Here is a 15608-nt window from a genome sequence, read left to right on the forward strand (position 1 = left end):
CCGATACGACAAGCGCGGCTACATCTTCCTCGGCACCGCAACAGCGGCAGCCCTCACCATCTGGCTCCGAACATGATCGGCCGGACAAGTCCTAGACGCGCGCCCCGGACCGGCACATCGGCCGACCGGCCACGCCCACGGTCCGACCGGCCACCCCGCCGGTCCGACCGGTCACCCCCGCCGGTCCGACCGGTCACCCCCGCCGGTCCGACCGGCCATGCTCGCAGTCCGACCGGCCGCGGCCTCACCGCTTCGTCATCGACGGCGGGCTTCCCGCATCGGCCGAACCAGGGTCCGCCGGGGCCTTCCTGGGCCAGATCGCGTACGTCAGGGCGATCAGGCCGTGGATGCCCACGACCCGCAGCGCCGTGAACTGCCACCCCGTCAGCGATCCGGTGCGGCTGTCGTCGCCCACGTACAGGACGGCGAGTTGGAGCAGGGTGATCGCGACGGCGGCGGCCAGGACCGTACGGAGCCACAGCCGGCCCTCGTGGCGGGCACGGGCCATACCGTGGCGCGGGGGCCCGACCGGGGGCGGGGCGCCGGCGAGGCGGTGGGCGGCATGGCCGTCGATCCACATGACCGTGTAGTGGCCGTAGGCGACGGTGTAGCCGAGGTAGAGCGCGGCGAGACCGTGCTTCCAGTCGGGCTCGGCCCCGTTCTTGAGGTCGACGGCGGTGACGACGAGCAGGACGATCTCCAGCAGCGGCTCCATGAGCAGGACGGCCGCGCCCAGCCGCCGCATGCCCACCAGATAGCGCAGGGCCAGCCCGGCGGCCAGCAGCACCCAGAAGCCGGCCTCGCAGACGACGATCAGCGTGACGATCACGGACCTCTCCCTCCGGCCTTCGCCTCGGATCCTGTTCAGCCTCCCGTGCGCGCGGCCGGGGTACGTCGTCGTCAGTGACGAACCGGGCCTGCATCCTTCGATGTATCCGGCGCTCCCCCGGGATGAGGACGTCCGGGGCCCGGGGGCCGTGTTTCATGGGAGGGTGAGCGTTCCCCTCCGGCTTCCGCGCCCGTTCCGCGACGGCCTCCCCCGGCGTGACGCCCTCTCCCGTGACGCCCTCCCCAGCGACGCCCTCCCCCGTCCCGTCGGCCGTCCCGTCGGCCGCCCGCACCGCCACCGCCGCCCGCACCGCCACGATCTGCTGATCGCCGCCGCCGGGCTGCTCGGCGGTCTGGCGCTGTGGGCCGTCGGGCTGCGCACCATCCAGGACCCACGGCCGCTGACCGGCGCCTGGGTGCTCGTGCCGGTGGGCGTCATGGCCGGGCTGGAGGCGCTGCGCAGGACCGCGCCCCGGACGACCGTGTTCGCCGGCACCCTCACCCTGGTCGCCGACCAGTTCACGAGCGGCAGCCTGGCGACGCTGGTGATGTTCACGGACCTGATGTACGCGGCGGTGCTGTACGGGACGCCCGCCGCGGCCCGTCGTATCCCCTGGACCTCGGCGATGGTCACGGTCGCGGTGCCGCTCGGGCTCCTCACCTGGCTCCCCCAGGCGGACGCGCTGCTGGTCGGCCTGTTCACCGGGATGATCAGCTTCGGTCCCGCCGCCACCGGCGCCCTGGTGCGCAACCACCGCGACGCCGCGGAGGCGGCCCGGCTGCGGGCCGAGCAGACCGCGCTGCTGGCCGAGATCGACCGCGGTCAGGCGGTGCTGGCCGAGCGCGCCCGGATGGCCCGTGAGCTGCACGACGTCGTCGCCAACCATCTCTCGGCGATCGCGATCCACTCGACCGCCGCGCTCTCGCTGGACGACGAGCGGACGACCCGGGACGCGCTCTCCGTCATCCGGCGGAACAGTGTCGAGGGGCTGGCCGAGATGCGCAGACTGATCGGGCTGCTCCGGGACAGCGGCCGGGACCAAGGTGGAGGCGGGGGCTCGGACGGCGGTTCGGGCGGGGGCTCGGGAGGCGACGGCACCGCACCGGCCGCCGCGCCGACCTTGCGCGCGCTGGACACGCTGCTGGAGCAGGCCCGGACGAACGGCGCGTCCAGCGGTCTCGACTTCGCCCTGGACGACCGGCGCCGGAGCCGGCCCTCCGCACACCGGCCGCACGCACACCAGCCGCACGAGCACGGAGCCCGCGAGCACGGACCCCGTGAGCACGAGCCGCACGAGCACGTACCGCGCGAGCACGAGCCGCACGAGTACGGACCCCGCGAGCACGAGCCGCACGAGCCGTACGACCACCGGGGCGACGCCCCCGCCCTTCCCGTCCCGGTCGATCTGGCCGCCTACCGCATCGTCCAGGAGTCGCTGACCAACGCGCTCAAGCACGCGGCGCCCGGCACCGTCACCGTCGAACTGGCCTGGTCGGAAAGGGCGTTGACCATCCGGGTCGGCAGTCCGTTCGGCGTCCGGCCGGGGCCCCGCGCACCGGGCTCCGGCGCCGGTCTGGTCGGGATGCGCGAGCGGGTGGCGCTGCTGGACGGTGTGTTCGAAGCGGGTCCCGTCACCACCGGTGGCGGCGGCAGGATCTGGCTGGTACGGGCCGAACTGCCCGTCGGGGAAGGGAGCGGGTACGGGATGACGAGAAGCGGTACGGCATGACGATCCGGGTCCTGGTCGCCGAGGACCAGTCGGCGGTCCGCGCGGGTCTGGTGCTCATTCTGCGCAGCGCGCCGGACATCGAGGTCGCCGGGGAGGCCGCGGACGGCGAGGAGGCGGTCGCGCTGGCCCGTGAACTCCGCCCCGATCTGGTGCTGATGGATGTGCAGATGCCCCGGCTCGACGGTGTGTCGGCGACCCGGAGAGTGGTCGCGGAGGGGCTCGCGGACGTCCTCGTACTGACGACCTTCGATCTGGACGAGTATGTCTTCGGGGCGCTGCGCGCCGGGGCCGCCGGTTTTCTGCTGAAGAACGCCGAGGCCGGGGAACTGCTCGCGGCGGTGAGGACGGTGGCCCGGGGCGAGGGTCTGATCGCCCCCGCCGTGACCCGGCGGCTGATCGCCGAGTTCGCCGCGCGGACGCCCGCCCGGCCGGCCGGCGCGGCCGGGCCCGAGCCGCTGAACGCGCTGACGCGCAGGGAGCGCGAGGTGCTCTCGTGTCTCGGTGAAGGTCTGTCGAACGCGCAGATCGCCGTACGCCTGACGATGGCGGAGGCTACGGTGAAGACGCATGTGAGCAGGCTGCTCGGCAAGCTTGAGCTGCGCAGTCGTGTGCAGGCGGCTGTTCTGGCCCAGGAGTTGGGTATCTGATCCCCGGGCCCCGGCCGGCCCGCGGGCCGGCCGTTCTCGTGCCCCGTGTCACCGCGCCTTTGGTCTGGACCTATTGACGAGTGGTCCAGACCTTCCTACTCTCACCGCACACACTGCGGTGAGCCGTCGCAGGGTGAGCAGTGCACGGACCCACCCCCGCTTTGTCCGGTACTCACCTGAGGAGCACGCTTGAACATCCAGACCGCCCTCCACAGAACGCGATTCAGATCCAAGGCCGTCGCCGGCCTGACCGCCCTGCTGCTGCCGCTCGCGGCGCTGGTCGGACTGGCCACCCCTGCGGAGGCCGCCGCCTCGGCGACCGCCACGTACACCAAGGCCTCCGACTGGGGCACGGGCTTCGAAGGCAAGTGGACGGTGAAGAACACCGGCACCACCAGCCTCAGCTCCTGGACGGTGGAGTGGGACTTCCCCTCCGGCACCGCCGTCACCTCCGGCTGGGACGCCGACATCACCGGTTCGGCCAACCACTGGACCGCCAAGAACAAGTCCTGGAACGGGACCCTGGCCCCCGGCGCCTCCGTCAGCTTCGGCTTCAACGGCAGCGGCTCGGGAGCGCCCTCCAACTGTAAGCTCAACGGCGCCTCGTGCGACGGCGGGCCGAGCGTCCCGGGCGACAACCCGCCCTCGGCTCCCGGCACCCCCACCGCGAGCGACATCACCAACACCTCGGTGAAGCTGAGCTGGACCGCGGCCACCGACGACAAGGGCATCAAGAACTACGACGTCCTGCGGGGCGGTTCGAAGATCGCCACGGTCACCGGTACGACGTACACCAACACCGGTCTGACCGCGGGCACCGACTACTCGTACACCGTCCAGGCGCGTGACAGCGCCGACCAGACGGGCCCGGTCAGCGGCGCCCGCGCGGTCCGCACCACCGGTGGCGGCGGCACCGACCCGGGCCCGGGTCCCGGCGGCAAGGTCAAGCTCGGCTACTTCACCGAGTGGGGCGTCTACGACCGCAACTACCACGTCAAGAACCTCGACACCTCGGGTTCCGCGGCCAAGATCACGCACATCAACTACTCGTTCGGCAATGTCACCGGCGGCAAGTGCGTCATGGGTGACGCCTACGCGGCGACCGACAAGGCGTACACCGCCGACCAGAGCGTCGACGGCGTGGCCGACACCTGGGACCAGCCGCTGCGCGGCAACTTCAACCAGCTCCGCAAGCTGAAGGCCAAGTACCCGCACATCAAGGTCCTCTGGTCCTTCGGCGGCTGGACCTGGTCCGGCGGCTTCGGCCAGGCCATGCAGAACCCGACCGCCTTCGCGCAGTCCTGCTACGACCTGGTGGAGGACCCCCGCTGGGCCGATGTCTTCGACGGCATCGACCTGGACTGGGAGTACCCGAACGCCTGTGGTCTGTCCTGCGACACCAGCGGCCCGGCCGTCTTCAAGAACATGATGCAGGCCATGCGGGCCCGCTTCGGCACGAACAACCTGGTCACGGCGGCCACCACGGCGGACGCCTCGGCCGGCGGCAAGATCGACGCGGTCGACTACGCGGGCGCGGCCCAGTACATGAACTGGTTCAACGTCATGACCTACGACTTCTTCGGCGCCTTCGCCGCGCAGGGTCCGACGGCTCCGCACTCCCCGCTCACCTCGTACCCGGGCATCCCGCAGGCGGGCTTCAACTCCGCCGACGCGATCGCCAAGTTCAAGGCGCAGGGTGTGCCGGCCGGCAAGCTGCTGCTCGGCATCGGCTTCTACGGACGCGGCTGGACCGGTGTGACCCAGGCGGCGCCCGGCGGCACCGCGACCGGCGCCGCTCCGGGCACGTACGAGGCCGGTATCGAGGACTACAAGGTCCTCAAGAACACCTGCCCGGCCACCGGCACCGTCGCCGGGACCGCTTACGCCAAGTGCGGCAGCAACTGGTGGAGCTACGACACCCCGGCCACCATCGCCACCAAGATGGCCTGGGCGAACCAGCAGAACCTGGGAGGTGCCTTCTTCTGGGACTTCACGGGAGACACCGCCAACGGTGAGCTGGTGACCGCGATCAAGAACGGTCTCGGATAACACCCGGGACACAGCACGACTGAGGCATGACTGAAGGGGGCGGCGCCCGAGCGCCGCCCCCTTCACCGTGTTCCGCACGAGCGCCGTTCCGTACGAGACCTGTCGCGTACGACGAGTCCTGTCGTGTACGGGGGCGGGCTCAGGCCACGTTCACGCGCTGTCCGGGCGGAGCCGCCTCCAGCCAGGCGAGAAAGCCCGTCAGGGCGTCGTCGCTCATGGCGAGTTCCAGCCGGACCCCGCGGTGCGTACAGCCGAGAATGACCGCGTCGGAGAGCAGTGCCAGCTCCTCCTCGCCCTCGGGCGCCCGGCGGGCCAGCACCTCGATCGCGGAGCGCTCCAGGGTACGGCGCGGGCGGGGGGCGTACGAGAAGACCCGGTACCAGTTGATCCGGTCGCCGTTGTAGCGGGCGACGCCGTACACCCAGCCCTTGCCGGAGGGGTCGGGTTCCTCCGGCACGTTCCAGCGCAGACTGCAGTCGAACGTCCCGCCGGATCGCTGGATCAGCCGCCGGCGCAGGCCGAAGACGAAGAGCCCCGCCGCAACCAGTACGACGACCAGTCCGCATACGAGCAGAGCGAGGACCATCAACACCGACCTCCTCGCCTCATCCAGTACCGGAACAGAAACCGCACCCGCATCGCCTCAGCCGCGACCCGGTCTGGAGAAGTCCAGCCAGGGCCGCGGCTGAGGGTAGAACCGTTGTGACAGCGCTCAGCGCACCGCCACCGCACGCAGCCGGACATCGGCGCGCCGTTCGGCACCGGCGTCGTCCTCCGACTTCGCGCGCTCCAGCGCCAGCTCCGCGCGCTGGGTGTCGATCTCGTCCGCCAGCTCGGCGATCTCCGCCAGCAGCGAGAGCTTGTTGTCGGCGAACGAGAGGAAGCCGCCGTGCACCGCGGCCACCACCGTTCCACCGTCACTCGTACGGATGGTCACCGGGCCCGACTCCAGCACACCGAGCAGCGGCTGGTGACCGGGCATGACGCCGATGTCGCCGGACGCGGTGCGCGCGACGACCAGGGTGGCCTCGCCGGACCAGACACTGCGGTCAGCGGCGACCAGCTCGACATGCAGCTCAGCAGCCAAAGGTGGCTCCTCGGGTCACCACCCGGCTGTTCGGCCGGGTGTTGGGCTTGATTCTATGGGGTGTCGACGAGAGCGTCGGAGGGGGGCGGGACGAACCCGCCCCCCTCCATGAGCCGAGGGCTCAGGAGACGCCCAGCTCCTTGGCGTTGGCCTTGAGGTCCTCGATGCCACCGCACATGAAGAACGCCTGCTCGGGGAAGTGGTCGTAGTCCCCGTCGCAGATCGCGTTGAACGCGGTGATCGACTCGTCGAGCGGCACGTCGGAACCGTCCACACCGGTGAACTGCTTGGCGGCGTGGGTGTTCTGCGACAGGAAGCGCTCGACACGACGGGCACGGTGGACAACGAGCTTGTCCTCCTCGCCCAGCTCGTCGATACCGAGGATCGCGATGATGTCCTGGAGGTCCTTGTACTTCTGAAGGATTCCCTTGACGCGGCTGGCCGCGTCGTAGTGCTCCTGCGAGATGTAGCGCGGGTCCAGGATGCGGGACGTCGAGTCCAGCGGGTCGACCGCCGGGTAGATGCCCTTCTCCGAGATCGGACGCGACAGCACGGTCGTCGCGTCGAGGTGCGCGAAGGTCGTGGCCGGGGCCGGGTCGGTCAGGTCGTCCGCGGGCACGTAGATCGCCTGCATCGAGGTGATCGAGTGACCGCGGGTCGACGTGATGCGCTCCTGGAGCACACCCATCTCGTCCGCCAGGGTCGGCTGGTACCCCACCGCGGACGGCATGCGCCCGAGCAGCGTGGAGACCTCGGAACCGGCCTGGGTGAAACGGAAGATGTTGTCGATGAAGAGCAGCACGTCCTGCTTCTGCACATCGCGGAAGTACTCCGCCATGGTCAGCGCGGAGAGCGCCACCCGCAGACGGGTGCCCGGCGGCTCGTCCATCTGGCCGAAGACCAGCGCGGTCTTGTCCAGCACGCCCGACTCGGCCATCTCGTCGATCAGGTCGTTGCCCTCACGGGTGCGCTCACCGACACCGGCGAACACGGAAACACCATCGTGCAGATTGGCCACACGCATGATCATTTCCTGGATGAGGACGGTCTTGCCGACGCCCGCACCACCGAACAGACCGATCTTGCCGCCCTTGACGTACGGGGTCAGCAGGTCGACGACCTTCAGGCCGGTCTCGAACATCTCGGTCTTGGACTCGAGCTGGTCGAAGGCCGGGGCCTTGCGGTGGATCGGCCAGCGCTCCGTGATCTGGGACTCGGCCTCCGGCTCGTTCAGGATCTGACCGAGGGTGTTGAACACCTTGCCCTTGGTCACATCGCCGACCGGAACGGTGATGCCGTTGCCCGTGTTGACCACCGTCGCCTGGCGGACCAGACCGTCGGTGGGCTGCATCGAGATCGCGCGGACCAGGCCGTCACCCAGGTGCTGGGCGACTTCGAGGGTCAGCGTCTTCTTCTTGCCGTCCTCGGCCGGGTCTGCGACCTCGACATGGAGGGCGTTGTAGATGTCCGGCATCGCGTCGACGGGGAACTCCACGTCGACGACCGGGCCGATGACCCGGGCGACGCGGCCCGTGGCCGCGGCCGTCACAGCATTCTCGGTAGTCGTCGTCATTTACTTGTCACTCCCCGCGGTCGCGTCGGCCAGAGCGCTGGCGCCTCCGACGATCTCGCTGATTTCCTGGGTGATTTCGGCCTGGCGGGCCGCGTTGGCAAGCCGGGAGAGGCTCTTGATGAGGTCCCCGGCGTTGTCGGTCGCCGACTTCATCGCGCGCCGCGTGGCGGCGTGCTTGGAGGCGGCGGCCTGCAACAGCGCGTTGTAGATACGGCTCTCGACGTACCGCGGCAGCAGGGCGTCGAGGACGTCCTCCGGCGACGGCTCGAAGTCGAAGAGCGGAAGGATCTCGCCCTTCGTGCCCGACTCCTCGGCCGCCTCGTCGAGGCTCAGCGGCAGCAGCCGGCGCTGGACCGGCGTCTGCGTCAGCATCGAGACGAACTCGGTGAAGACGATGTGGAGCTCGTCCACGCCGCCCTCGGCCGTGTCCTGCCGGACGGCCTCGATCAGCGGCGCCGCGACCCTCTTGGCATCCGCGTACGTCGGGTTGTCGGTGAAGCCGGTCCACGACTCCGCGACCTTGCGCTCACGGAAGCCGTAGTAGGAGACACCCTTGCGGCCGACGATGTACGAGTCGACCTCCTTGCCCTCGCCACGGAGCCGCTCGGTGAGCTGGTCCGCCGCCTTGATGGCGTTCGAGGAGTAGCCGCCGGCCAGACCGCGGTCGCTCGTGATGAGCAGGACCGCGGCGCGGACGGGCGTCTCCGCCTCGGTGGTCAGCGGGTGCTTGGTCGTCGATCCCGTCGCCACCGCGGTGACCGCGCGGGTCAGCTCGGTCGCGTACGGCGTGGAGGCCGCCACCTGGCGCTGCGCCTTGACGATGCGCGAGGCGGCGATCATCTCCATCGCCTTGGTGATCTTCTTGGTCGCGGTGACGGATCGGATGCGACGCTTGTAGACCCGGAGCTGGGCTCCCATGAGTCAGGTCCCTTCCGTCGTCACTTGGAGACGTTGGTGGCCGGTGCGTCGTCGCCCAGGAGCTTGCCGTCCGAGGTCTCGAACTGCCGCTTGAAGGCCGTGATGGCGTCCGCGACGGACTGCAGGGTGTCGTCGGACATCTTGCCGCCCTCGGCGATGCTGGTCAGCAGCTCCTTGCGCTCACGGCGCAGGTACTCCAGCAGCTCCGTCTCGAAGCGGCGGATGTCGCCGACCGGTACGTCGTCCATCTTGCCGGTGGTGCCGGCCCAGACGGAGACGACCTGCTCCTCGATCGGGTACGGGGAGTACTGCGGCTGCTTCAGCAGCTCGACCATGCGCTTGCCGCGCTCCAGCGACGCCTTGGAGGCCGCGTCCAGGTCGGAGCCGAAGGAGGCGAACGCCTCCAGCTCGCGGTACTGGGCGAGGTCCACACGCAGTCGGCCGGAAACCTGCCGCATGGCCTTGTGCTGGGCGGAGCCACCGACACGGGAGACCGAGATACCGACGTTCAGCGCGGGCCGCTGGCCGGCGTTGAACAGGTCGGACTCCAGGAAGCACTGTCCGTCGGTGATGGAGATGACGTTGGTCGGGATGAACGCCGACACGTCGTTGGCCTTCGTCTCGACGATCGGCAGACCCGTCATCGAACCGGCGCCCATGTCGTCGGAGAGCTTGGCGCAGCGCTCCAGCAGACGCGAGTGCAGGTAGAAGACGTCGCCCGGGTAGGCCTCACGGCCCGGCGGACGGCGCAGCAGCAGGGACACGGCGCGGTAGGCGTCGGCCTGCTTCGAGAGGTCGTCGAAGATGATCAGGACGTGCTTGCCCTGGTACATCCAGTGCTGGCCGATGGCCGAGCCCGTGTAGGGGGCCAGGTACTTGAAGCCGGCCGGGTCGGACGCGGGGGCGGCGACGATCGTCGTGTACTCGAGCGCGCCCGCCTCCTCCAGCGCACCGCGTACGGACGCGATGGTGGAGCCCTTCTGGCCGATGGCGACGTAGATGCAGCGGACCTGCTTGTTCGTGTCGCCCGAGCGCCAGTTGTCCCGCTGGTTGATGATCGTGTCGACGGCCAGCGCGGTCTTGCCGGTCTGGCGGTCGCCGATGATGAGCTGACGCTGGCCGCGGCCGATCGGCACCATGGCGTCGACAGCCTTGTAGCCGGTCTGCATCGGCTCGTGGACGGACTTGCGGACCATGACGCCCGGAGCCTGGAGCTCCAGGGCGCGGCGGCCTTCGGTCTCGATCTCGCCGAGGCCGTCGATCGGGTTGCCGAGCGGGTCGACGACGCGACCCAGGTAGCCCTCGCCGACAGCGACGGAGAGGACCTCGCCGGTACGGGTGACCGACTGTCCCTCCTCGATACCGCTGAACTCACCGAGGACGATCGAACCGATCTCGCGCTCCTCGAGGTTGAGGGCGAGACCGAGGGTGCCGTCCTCGAACTTCAGCAGCTCGTTCGCCATGGCCGAGGGAAGCCCCTCGACCTTCGCGATGCCGTCGCCGGCAACGCTGACCGTACCGACCTCCTCGCGCGAGGCCGCGTCCGGCTTGTACGACTGGACAAAGTTCTCCAGCGCGTCCCGGATCTCCTCCGGCCGGATCGTGAGCTCCGCCATCTGGGTTCCCTGCTCTCCTTGTTGGGCCCGAAGTTTCTTTGGGGGTCTGCGTGCATCGGGGTCTGGGGGCGACCCCCAGGAATCTTCTGCAATCTCTGCACGGCCCAACCGGGCCGCTGGTGTTGCTCTGTTCTGTTGGCCGGCGTCCGCCGTCCGGCCGCTGCCCGCGGTCAGCCGGCGAGCCGCCGTTCCGCCTCTTCGAGACGGCCCGCGACCGTGCCGCTGATCAGCTCGTCGCCGACCCGCACCGAGACCCCGCCGAGGACCTCGGGGTCCACGTCCAGGTTCAGATGCATCGGGTGGCCGTACAGCTTCGCCAGTGCCGCGCCGAGGCGCCGCTTCTGTCCCTCGGTGAGCGGTACCGCCGAGGTGACGACGGCGACCATCCGGTCCCGGCGCGCCGCGGCGAGCCGGGACAGGGTCTGGAGACCCGCTTCCAGGCTACGTCCCCGGGGCTGCGTCACAAGACGCGCGACCAGGCGTTCGGTGGTCGGGTTGGCCCGGCCGCCGAGCAGGCTGTGCAGCAGGGCGGTCTTGGCGGCGACCGTGGCCGAGCGGTCGGTCAGCGCGGCGCGCAGCCCGGTGCTGGACTCGATGATCCGGCCGAACCGGAACAGCTCGTCCTCCACGTCGTCGAGCGTCCCGGTCCGCTGCGCGGCGGTCAGCTCGGCGAGGGACGACAGCTCCTCGACGGAGTCGACCAGGTCACGCGGCTGCGACCAGCGGGAGCGGACCATACCGGCGACCAGATCGGCGGTCGGGCCGCCCACCCGGCCGCCCAGCAGGCGTCCGGCCAGCTCGGCCTTGGCCTCGCCGGGCTGCGCCGGGTCGGTCAGGACCCGGCGCAACGACACCTCGCGGTCGAGCAGCGCGGTAACGGCGGCCAGCTCCTCGGCGAGCTTCGCGGCGTCGACCGACGTGCTGTCGGTCAGCGCGTCGAGGCGCTCACGTGCGGCGGCCAGTGCCTCGCGGCTCGCTCCGTTCATCGCCTGGCCTCGGCCTTCTCGGCGCCGTCCTCGAGCTCGTCGAGGAAGCGGTCGATGGTGCGGCTCTGCCGGGCGTGGTCCTCCAGGGACTCACCGACGAGCTTGCCGGCCAGTTCCGTGGCGAGCTTGCCCACGTCCTGACGCAGCGCACTGGCCGCGGCCTTGCGGTCGGCCTCGATCTGGGCGTGACCGGCGGCGATGATCTCCTCACGCTGCCGCTGTCCCTCCGCCTTCATCTCCTGGATGATGACGGCGCCCTGCTCGGTCGCCTCCTGGCGGAGACGAGCGGCCTCGTGGCGGGCTTCGGCGAGCTGGGCCTTGTACTGCTCCAGCACGCTCTGAGCCTCGGTCTTGGCCTCCTCCGCCTTCTCGATACCGCCCTCGATGGCCTCTCGGCGCTCTTCCAGAACCTTGTTGATGTTCGGGAGGAGCTTCTTGGCGAGGAAGCCGAAGACGATGACGAAGGCGATCAGGCCGATGACAAGCTCGGGAATCGGCGGAACCAGCGGGTTTTCCATCTCCGCAGCCGCGACATTGAGCATTGCGCTCACATCAGTGCCTTTCGTCTAGTGGGCTGGTCGTGAATCAGAGATCACGGGCCGTAGACGAACGGCATGACCAGACCGATGAGGGCGAGCGCCTCACAGAACGCGAAACCAAGGATCTGGTTCGTACGGATCAGGCCGGCCGCCTCGGGCTGACGGGCGAGGGCCTGGGTGCCGTTACCGAAGATGATGCCGACGCCGACGCCGGGACCAATGGCGGCCAGGCCGTAGCCGATGGAGCCGAGCGAACCGGTGACGGCGGCAAGAGTCTGGGACATGCCAGTTCTTCCTTCTCTTTCACGGACCGGTGGGGGTTGGCCACCGGACGACTGTGGGGTCTGGGACGGGAGGGCGATCAGTGGTGCTCGGCGAGCGCGCCCTGGATGAAGCTGCACGTCAGAAGCACGAAGACATACGCCTGAAGGGCCTGGATGAACAGCTCGAAGACGGTCATGACGATGACCATCACGAACGACACACCGGCGTAGGCAATGCCGATACCGTTCAGCAGGTACCAGCTCGCGATCGTGAAGAGCAGCAGCAGCGTGTGGCCCGCGAACATGTTCGCGAAGAGTCGCACCGCGTGGGTGAAGGGGCGGACCAGCAGGTTCGAGAACAGCTCGATGGTCATCGAGAGCGGCAGGACCGCGCCGAGCGACTTGTCGTAGCCGCTGAAGTTCTTGAAGGCGCCGACGAAGCCGTGGCGCTTGAAGGTGAGCGACACCCACACGACGTAGACGATCGCCGCGAGCCCCGCCGGGTAGGAGATGATCGCCGTCACCGGGAACTGCGCGACCGGGACGATCGACCAGAGGTTCATCATCCAGACGAAGAAGAAGAGCGAGACGATCAGCGGTACGTACTTCTCGCCCTCCTTCTTGCCGATGATCTCGTAGACGACATTGCGGCGCACGAAGTCGTAACCGGCCTCGGCCACTATCTGAAGCTTGCCCGGGACAACCTTCGGCTTGCGGAACGCGGCCCAGAAGAACCCCACGATGATGAGGGAGCCCAGCAGCGCGAGCAGCATCGTCTTGTTGAAGTACACGCTGCTGTCCGCACCGCCCACGAGGGGCTCGAACAGGAACGAGTGCAGGCCGGGTGCCGGGAAACCACATCCGTCGAAGATGTGGCAGTCGGTCTCGAAGGCGAGCACCTGCGTCGGGTCAGCACTCACCGCGGGCTCCTTCAGCATGGCGCATAGGTACGGCAACCTCGTTGTGTCGGCGCGGCGCGGAGCCGCGGTTCGGCACTGGACTGGGGGTGTTACGGATGTGGAGACGGCGGTCGGGCGTTGAGCCTCGCGTGAGAACAGGCGTCAGCTCGGATGCCCGCGCCCGCAATGCCGCAGTTGGCACCGGACGATAGCAGGATCTCGAACGGACACTTATCCCGGCCCTACTCCTCACGCCGACGATCCCGACTTCTCGGACGCGTCGGCGGACTTCTCGGAGGAGGCCGCGGGGTCGACGTAGAGGATCTTGGCCTTCATATGGGCACGTGCCTGGGCGGCGACCCAGACGAGGGTCGCCACAACGAGCGTGAGGGCGAAGGCCTTCGGGTCGAACAGCGTGGTGTTCTTGAACGCGGCCACGAAGATGAAGAGCAGCAGGAGCTGGGCGGTGTAGAGCATCAGGCCCATCGCCTGGAACAAGTGCGGAAGCGACCTCGCCGTTCGCTGGAGGACCACCAGCCCGATGCCCATGAAGACCACGACCACCAGCGCGCCGACAGCGGCTCCCAGCGCCCCCTTGCCGCCCGCGACCACTCCGGCGGTCACCGTGGCGAGCACGCCGACGGCCGCCGTGGGGACGGCGGTGTGCAGGAGAATCCGGGCGTCGTTGGACGGCATGGCGGCAGCTCCGCTTACTGGGTGGGGCAGATGGTGTCGTCATGGACGAGCGTAGGCCCGGTCCGAGAGAAGGTTTCTCGGGCCAACGAACCGTCGCACTACGGTCCTTCGGCTCTGTCGCCGGGTCTCGTGAACAGTATCACAAACTATTTGATGAGGTCTTTACCATGGTGGTGTGCTAACTGTCACACGTGAGAGTTACCCCGCGCGTGTGTGCAGGACACCACGCCATGTTGTCTGCTATTGCCCCTCGGTGAGGGGAATGACAGCGGGGTCAGTTCCTCGAACCGGCCTTCCGGCGATCGGGAAAACGCGAACGAGCGCCGAGCGCGGTCGCCCCGTTGACGCCCGCGGGAACAGGCGTGCGCTCCTCGGGCGCGGGCGGTGTCTCCCGCACGGGCGACGCGAGCGCGGCCACGGGAGCGAGGTCATCCGCGGCCTCCCCGCCGGCCGGCCCGCCCCTCCGCTTACGGCGGTAGCGCGGCGGTACGAACGACTGCGCCCAGAGCGGGGCCCGCGGGGTGAAGCGCGGCAGCAGCAGAAGCACCAGGCCCACCGCGCTCAGCGCGACGATCACCAGCAGGATCCACATCGACGCGGAGTGCACCGAGTAGGCGACCACACCGAACGCGATCAGCGCCGACCAGAAGTACATGATCAGCACCGACCTGCTGTGCGAGTGCCCGATCTCCAGCAGCCGGTGGTGGAGATGGCCCCGGTCGGCGGCGAACGGTGACTGGCCGTTCCAGGTACGGCGCACGATCGCCAGCACCAGGTCGGCGAAGGGGATCGCGATGATCGTCAGGGGCAGCAGCAGCGGGATGAAGACCGGCAGCGCGGCGTGCGTGGCCTCACGGGTGGAGCCCTCGAAGATCTTCAGCACATCGAGGTCGACCTGGCCGGTCACCGAGATCGCGCCCGCGGCCAGCACCAGACCGATCAGCATCGATCCCGAGTCGCCCATGAAGATCCGGGCGGGGTGCATATTGTGCGGCAGGAAACCCACGCACATGCCCATCAGGATCGCCGAGAAGAGTGTGGCGGGGGCCGCCGCCTCGATGCCGTAGCCGTACCAGAGACGGTAGGTGTACAGGAAGAAGGCCGCGGCGGCGATGCACACCATGCCGGCCGCGAGGCCGTCGAGACCGTCCACGAAGTTGACGGCGTTGATGGTGATCACGACCAGCGCGACGGTGAGGAGCGTGCCCTGCCAGGAGGTCAGCGAGACCATCCCGGCGCCCGGCACCGGGATCCACAGGATGGTCAGACCCTGCATGACCATCACACCCGCGGCGATCATCTGGGCGCCGAGCTTGATCAGCGCGTCGATCTCGAACTTGTCGTCCAGGACACCGATCAGCCAGATCAGGGCGGCACCGGAGAGCAGCGCGCGCGGCTCGTTGGACAGCTCGAAGACCCCGTTGAGGTTCTGGAGGTTGTCCGCGACGAGCAGTCCGGCGCACAGGCCGAAGAACATGGCGATACCGCCGAGCCTCGGCGTCGGTTCGCGGTGCACGTCTCGGGCGCGGATCTCCGGCATCGCTCCGGTCGCGATGGCGAACTTCCGCACCGGGCCGGTCAGCAGATAGGTCACCGCAGCCGTCACACAGAGCGTCAGCAGATAATCACGCACGGGCTGCCCCACAGGAATAGCTGGCCATCTCAGCCCCACACACTAGCCCGCGCCGGACCCACTGTCGGATACCGAGTCGCCATATGAGCCAGGACGGGCGGCTGAGCGGGATTGGTTGCACGGCTCTGCGCCGCACCGTGTTCC

The 15608-nt window shown here is 69.1% G+C and carries 15 protein-coding genes; 3 read left to right on the forward strand and 12 right to left on the reverse strand.

Annotated elements, in window-relative coordinates; all coding sequences use genetic code 11:
- Window positions 1-244 precede the first annotated feature (244 nt).
- Window positions 245-829, reverse strand: a complete 585-nt coding sequence (locus ACFYYH_RS31630) for a hypothetical protein (protein ID WP_388558391.1) — start codon at window positions 827-829, stop codon at window positions 245-247.
- Window positions 830-1148: 319 nt separating this feature from the next.
- Between ACFYYH_RS31630 and ACFYYH_RS31635 the strand changes: the two genes are divergently transcribed.
- From ACFYYH_RS31635 to ACFYYH_RS31645, 3 genes are all read left to right on the forward strand, one after another.
- Window positions 1149-2558: a histidine kinase gene (locus ACFYYH_RS31635; protein ID WP_388558558.1), complete on the forward strand. Its 1410-nt coding sequence runs from the start codon at window positions 1149-1151 to the stop codon at window positions 2556-2558.
- A complete protein-coding gene (locus tag ACFYYH_RS31640; RefSeq protein WP_388558393.1) occupies window positions 2555-3205 on the forward strand; it encodes a response regulator in 651 nt (216 codons plus the stop codon). The genes ACFYYH_RS31635 and ACFYYH_RS31640 overlap by 4 nt, the downstream gene beginning before the upstream one ends.
- 189 nt (window positions 3206-3394) lie before the next feature.
- Entirely contained in the window at window positions 3395-5254 is a 1860-nt protein-coding gene (locus ACFYYH_RS31645) for a glycosyl hydrolase family 18 protein (protein WP_388558396.1), read from the forward strand.
- Between the two features lie 139 nt (window positions 5255-5393).
- Here ACFYYH_RS31645 and ACFYYH_RS31650 read toward each other — a convergent pair whose 3' ends face one another.
- From ACFYYH_RS31650 to ACFYYH_RS31700, 11 genes are all read right to left on the reverse strand, one after another.
- On the reverse strand, window positions 5394-5840 hold the full coding sequence (locus ACFYYH_RS31650) for a DUF2550 domain-containing protein (protein ID WP_388558399.1): 447 nt from the start codon (window positions 5838-5840) through the stop codon (window positions 5394-5396).
- Window positions 5841-5966: 126 nt separating this feature from the next.
- Window positions 5967-6341: a F0F1 ATP synthase subunit epsilon gene (locus ACFYYH_RS31655; protein WP_388558402.1), complete on the reverse strand. Its 375-nt coding sequence runs from the start codon at window positions 6339-6341 to the stop codon at window positions 5967-5969.
- A 121-nt stretch (window positions 6342-6462) separates the two neighbouring features.
- On the reverse strand, window positions 6463-7914 hold the full coding sequence (gene atpD / locus ACFYYH_RS31660) for a F0F1 ATP synthase subunit beta (protein WP_388558405.1): 1452 nt from the start codon (window positions 7912-7914) through the stop codon (window positions 6463-6465).
- Entirely contained in the window at window positions 7915-8832 is a 918-nt protein-coding gene (locus ACFYYH_RS31665) for a F0F1 ATP synthase subunit gamma (protein WP_388558408.1), read from the reverse strand.
- Window positions 8833-8852: 20 nt separating this feature from the next.
- Window positions 8853-10448, reverse strand: coding sequence for a F0F1 ATP synthase subunit alpha (atpA, locus tag ACFYYH_RS31670; protein WP_388558411.1), 1596 nt, complete (start codon window positions 10446-10448; stop codon window positions 8853-8855).
- Window positions 10449-10618: 170 nt separating this feature from the next.
- Entirely contained in the window at window positions 10619-11434 is an 816-nt protein-coding gene (locus tag ACFYYH_RS31675) for a F0F1 ATP synthase subunit delta (protein ID WP_388558414.1), read from the reverse strand.
- A complete protein-coding gene (locus ACFYYH_RS31680; RefSeq protein ID WP_388558560.1) occupies window positions 11431-11976 on the reverse strand; it encodes a F0F1 ATP synthase subunit B in 546 nt (181 codons plus the stop codon). Before ACFYYH_RS31680 ends, ACFYYH_RS31675 begins: the two co-directional genes overlap by 4 nt.
- 50 nt (window positions 11977-12026) lie before the next feature.
- Complete coding sequence (gene atpE / locus ACFYYH_RS31685; RefSeq protein WP_388558417.1) at window positions 12027-12257, reverse strand: ATP synthase F0 subunit C; 231 nt, start codon at window positions 12255-12257, stop codon at window positions 12027-12029.
- 77 nt (window positions 12258-12334) lie between these two features.
- On the reverse strand, window positions 12335-13171 hold the full coding sequence (gene atpB / locus ACFYYH_RS31690) for a F0F1 ATP synthase subunit A (protein ID WP_388558563.1): 837 nt from the start codon (window positions 13169-13171) through the stop codon (window positions 12335-12337).
- Window positions 13172-13384: 213 nt separating this feature from the next.
- Complete coding sequence (locus ACFYYH_RS31695) at window positions 13385-13831, reverse strand: hypothetical protein (protein WP_388558420.1); 447 nt, start codon at window positions 13829-13831, stop codon at window positions 13385-13387.
- Between the two features lie 274 nt (window positions 13832-14105).
- Complete coding sequence (locus ACFYYH_RS31700) at window positions 14106-15464, reverse strand: MraY family glycosyltransferase (protein WP_388558423.1); 1359 nt, start codon at window positions 15462-15464, stop codon at window positions 14106-14108.
- Window positions 15465-15608: the final 144 nt, after the last annotated feature.

Origin of the sequence: Streptomyces sp. NPDC002018 (genome assembly GCF_042890865.1) — a bacterium.
GTDB lineage: Bacteria > Actinomycetota > Actinomycetes > Streptomycetales > Streptomycetaceae > Streptomyces.

Bases quoted from the DNA above. Each gene is read 5' to 3' on its own strand.
- atpE (WP_388558417.1), bottom strand. From the start codon at position 12,257: ATGTCCCAGACTCTTGCCGCCGTCACCGGTTCGCTCGGCTCCATCGGC.
- ACFYYH_RS31680 (WP_388558560.1), bottom strand. From the start codon at position 11,976: ATGCTCAATGTCGCGGCTGCGGAGATGGAAAACCCGCTGGTTCCGCCG.
- ACFYYH_RS31640 (WP_388558393.1), top strand. From the start codon at position 2,555: ATGACGATCCGGGTCCTGGTCGCCGAGGACCAGTCGGCGGTCCGCGCG.
- atpD (WP_388558405.1), bottom strand. From the start codon at position 7,914: ATGACGACGACTACCGAGAATGCTGTGACGGCCGCGGCCACGGGCCGC.
- ACFYYH_RS31695 (WP_388558420.1), bottom strand. From the start codon at position 13,831: ATGCCGTCCAACGACGCCCGGATTCTCCTGCACACCGCCGTCCCCACG.
- atpA (WP_388558411.1), bottom strand. From the start codon at position 10,448: ATGGCGGAGCTCACGATCCGGCCGGAGGAGATCCGGGACGCGCTGGAG.
- ACFYYH_RS31650 (WP_388558399.1), bottom strand. From the start codon at position 5,840: ATGGTCCTCGCTCTGCTCGTATGCGGACTGGTCGTCGTACTGGTTGCG.
- ACFYYH_RS31675 (WP_388558414.1), bottom strand. From the start codon at position 11,434: ATGAACGGAGCGAGCCGCGAGGCACTGGCCGCCGCACGTGAGCGCCTC.
- ACFYYH_RS31665 (WP_388558408.1), bottom strand. From the start codon at position 8,832: ATGGGAGCCCAGCTCCGGGTCTACAAGCGTCGCATCCGATCCGTCACC.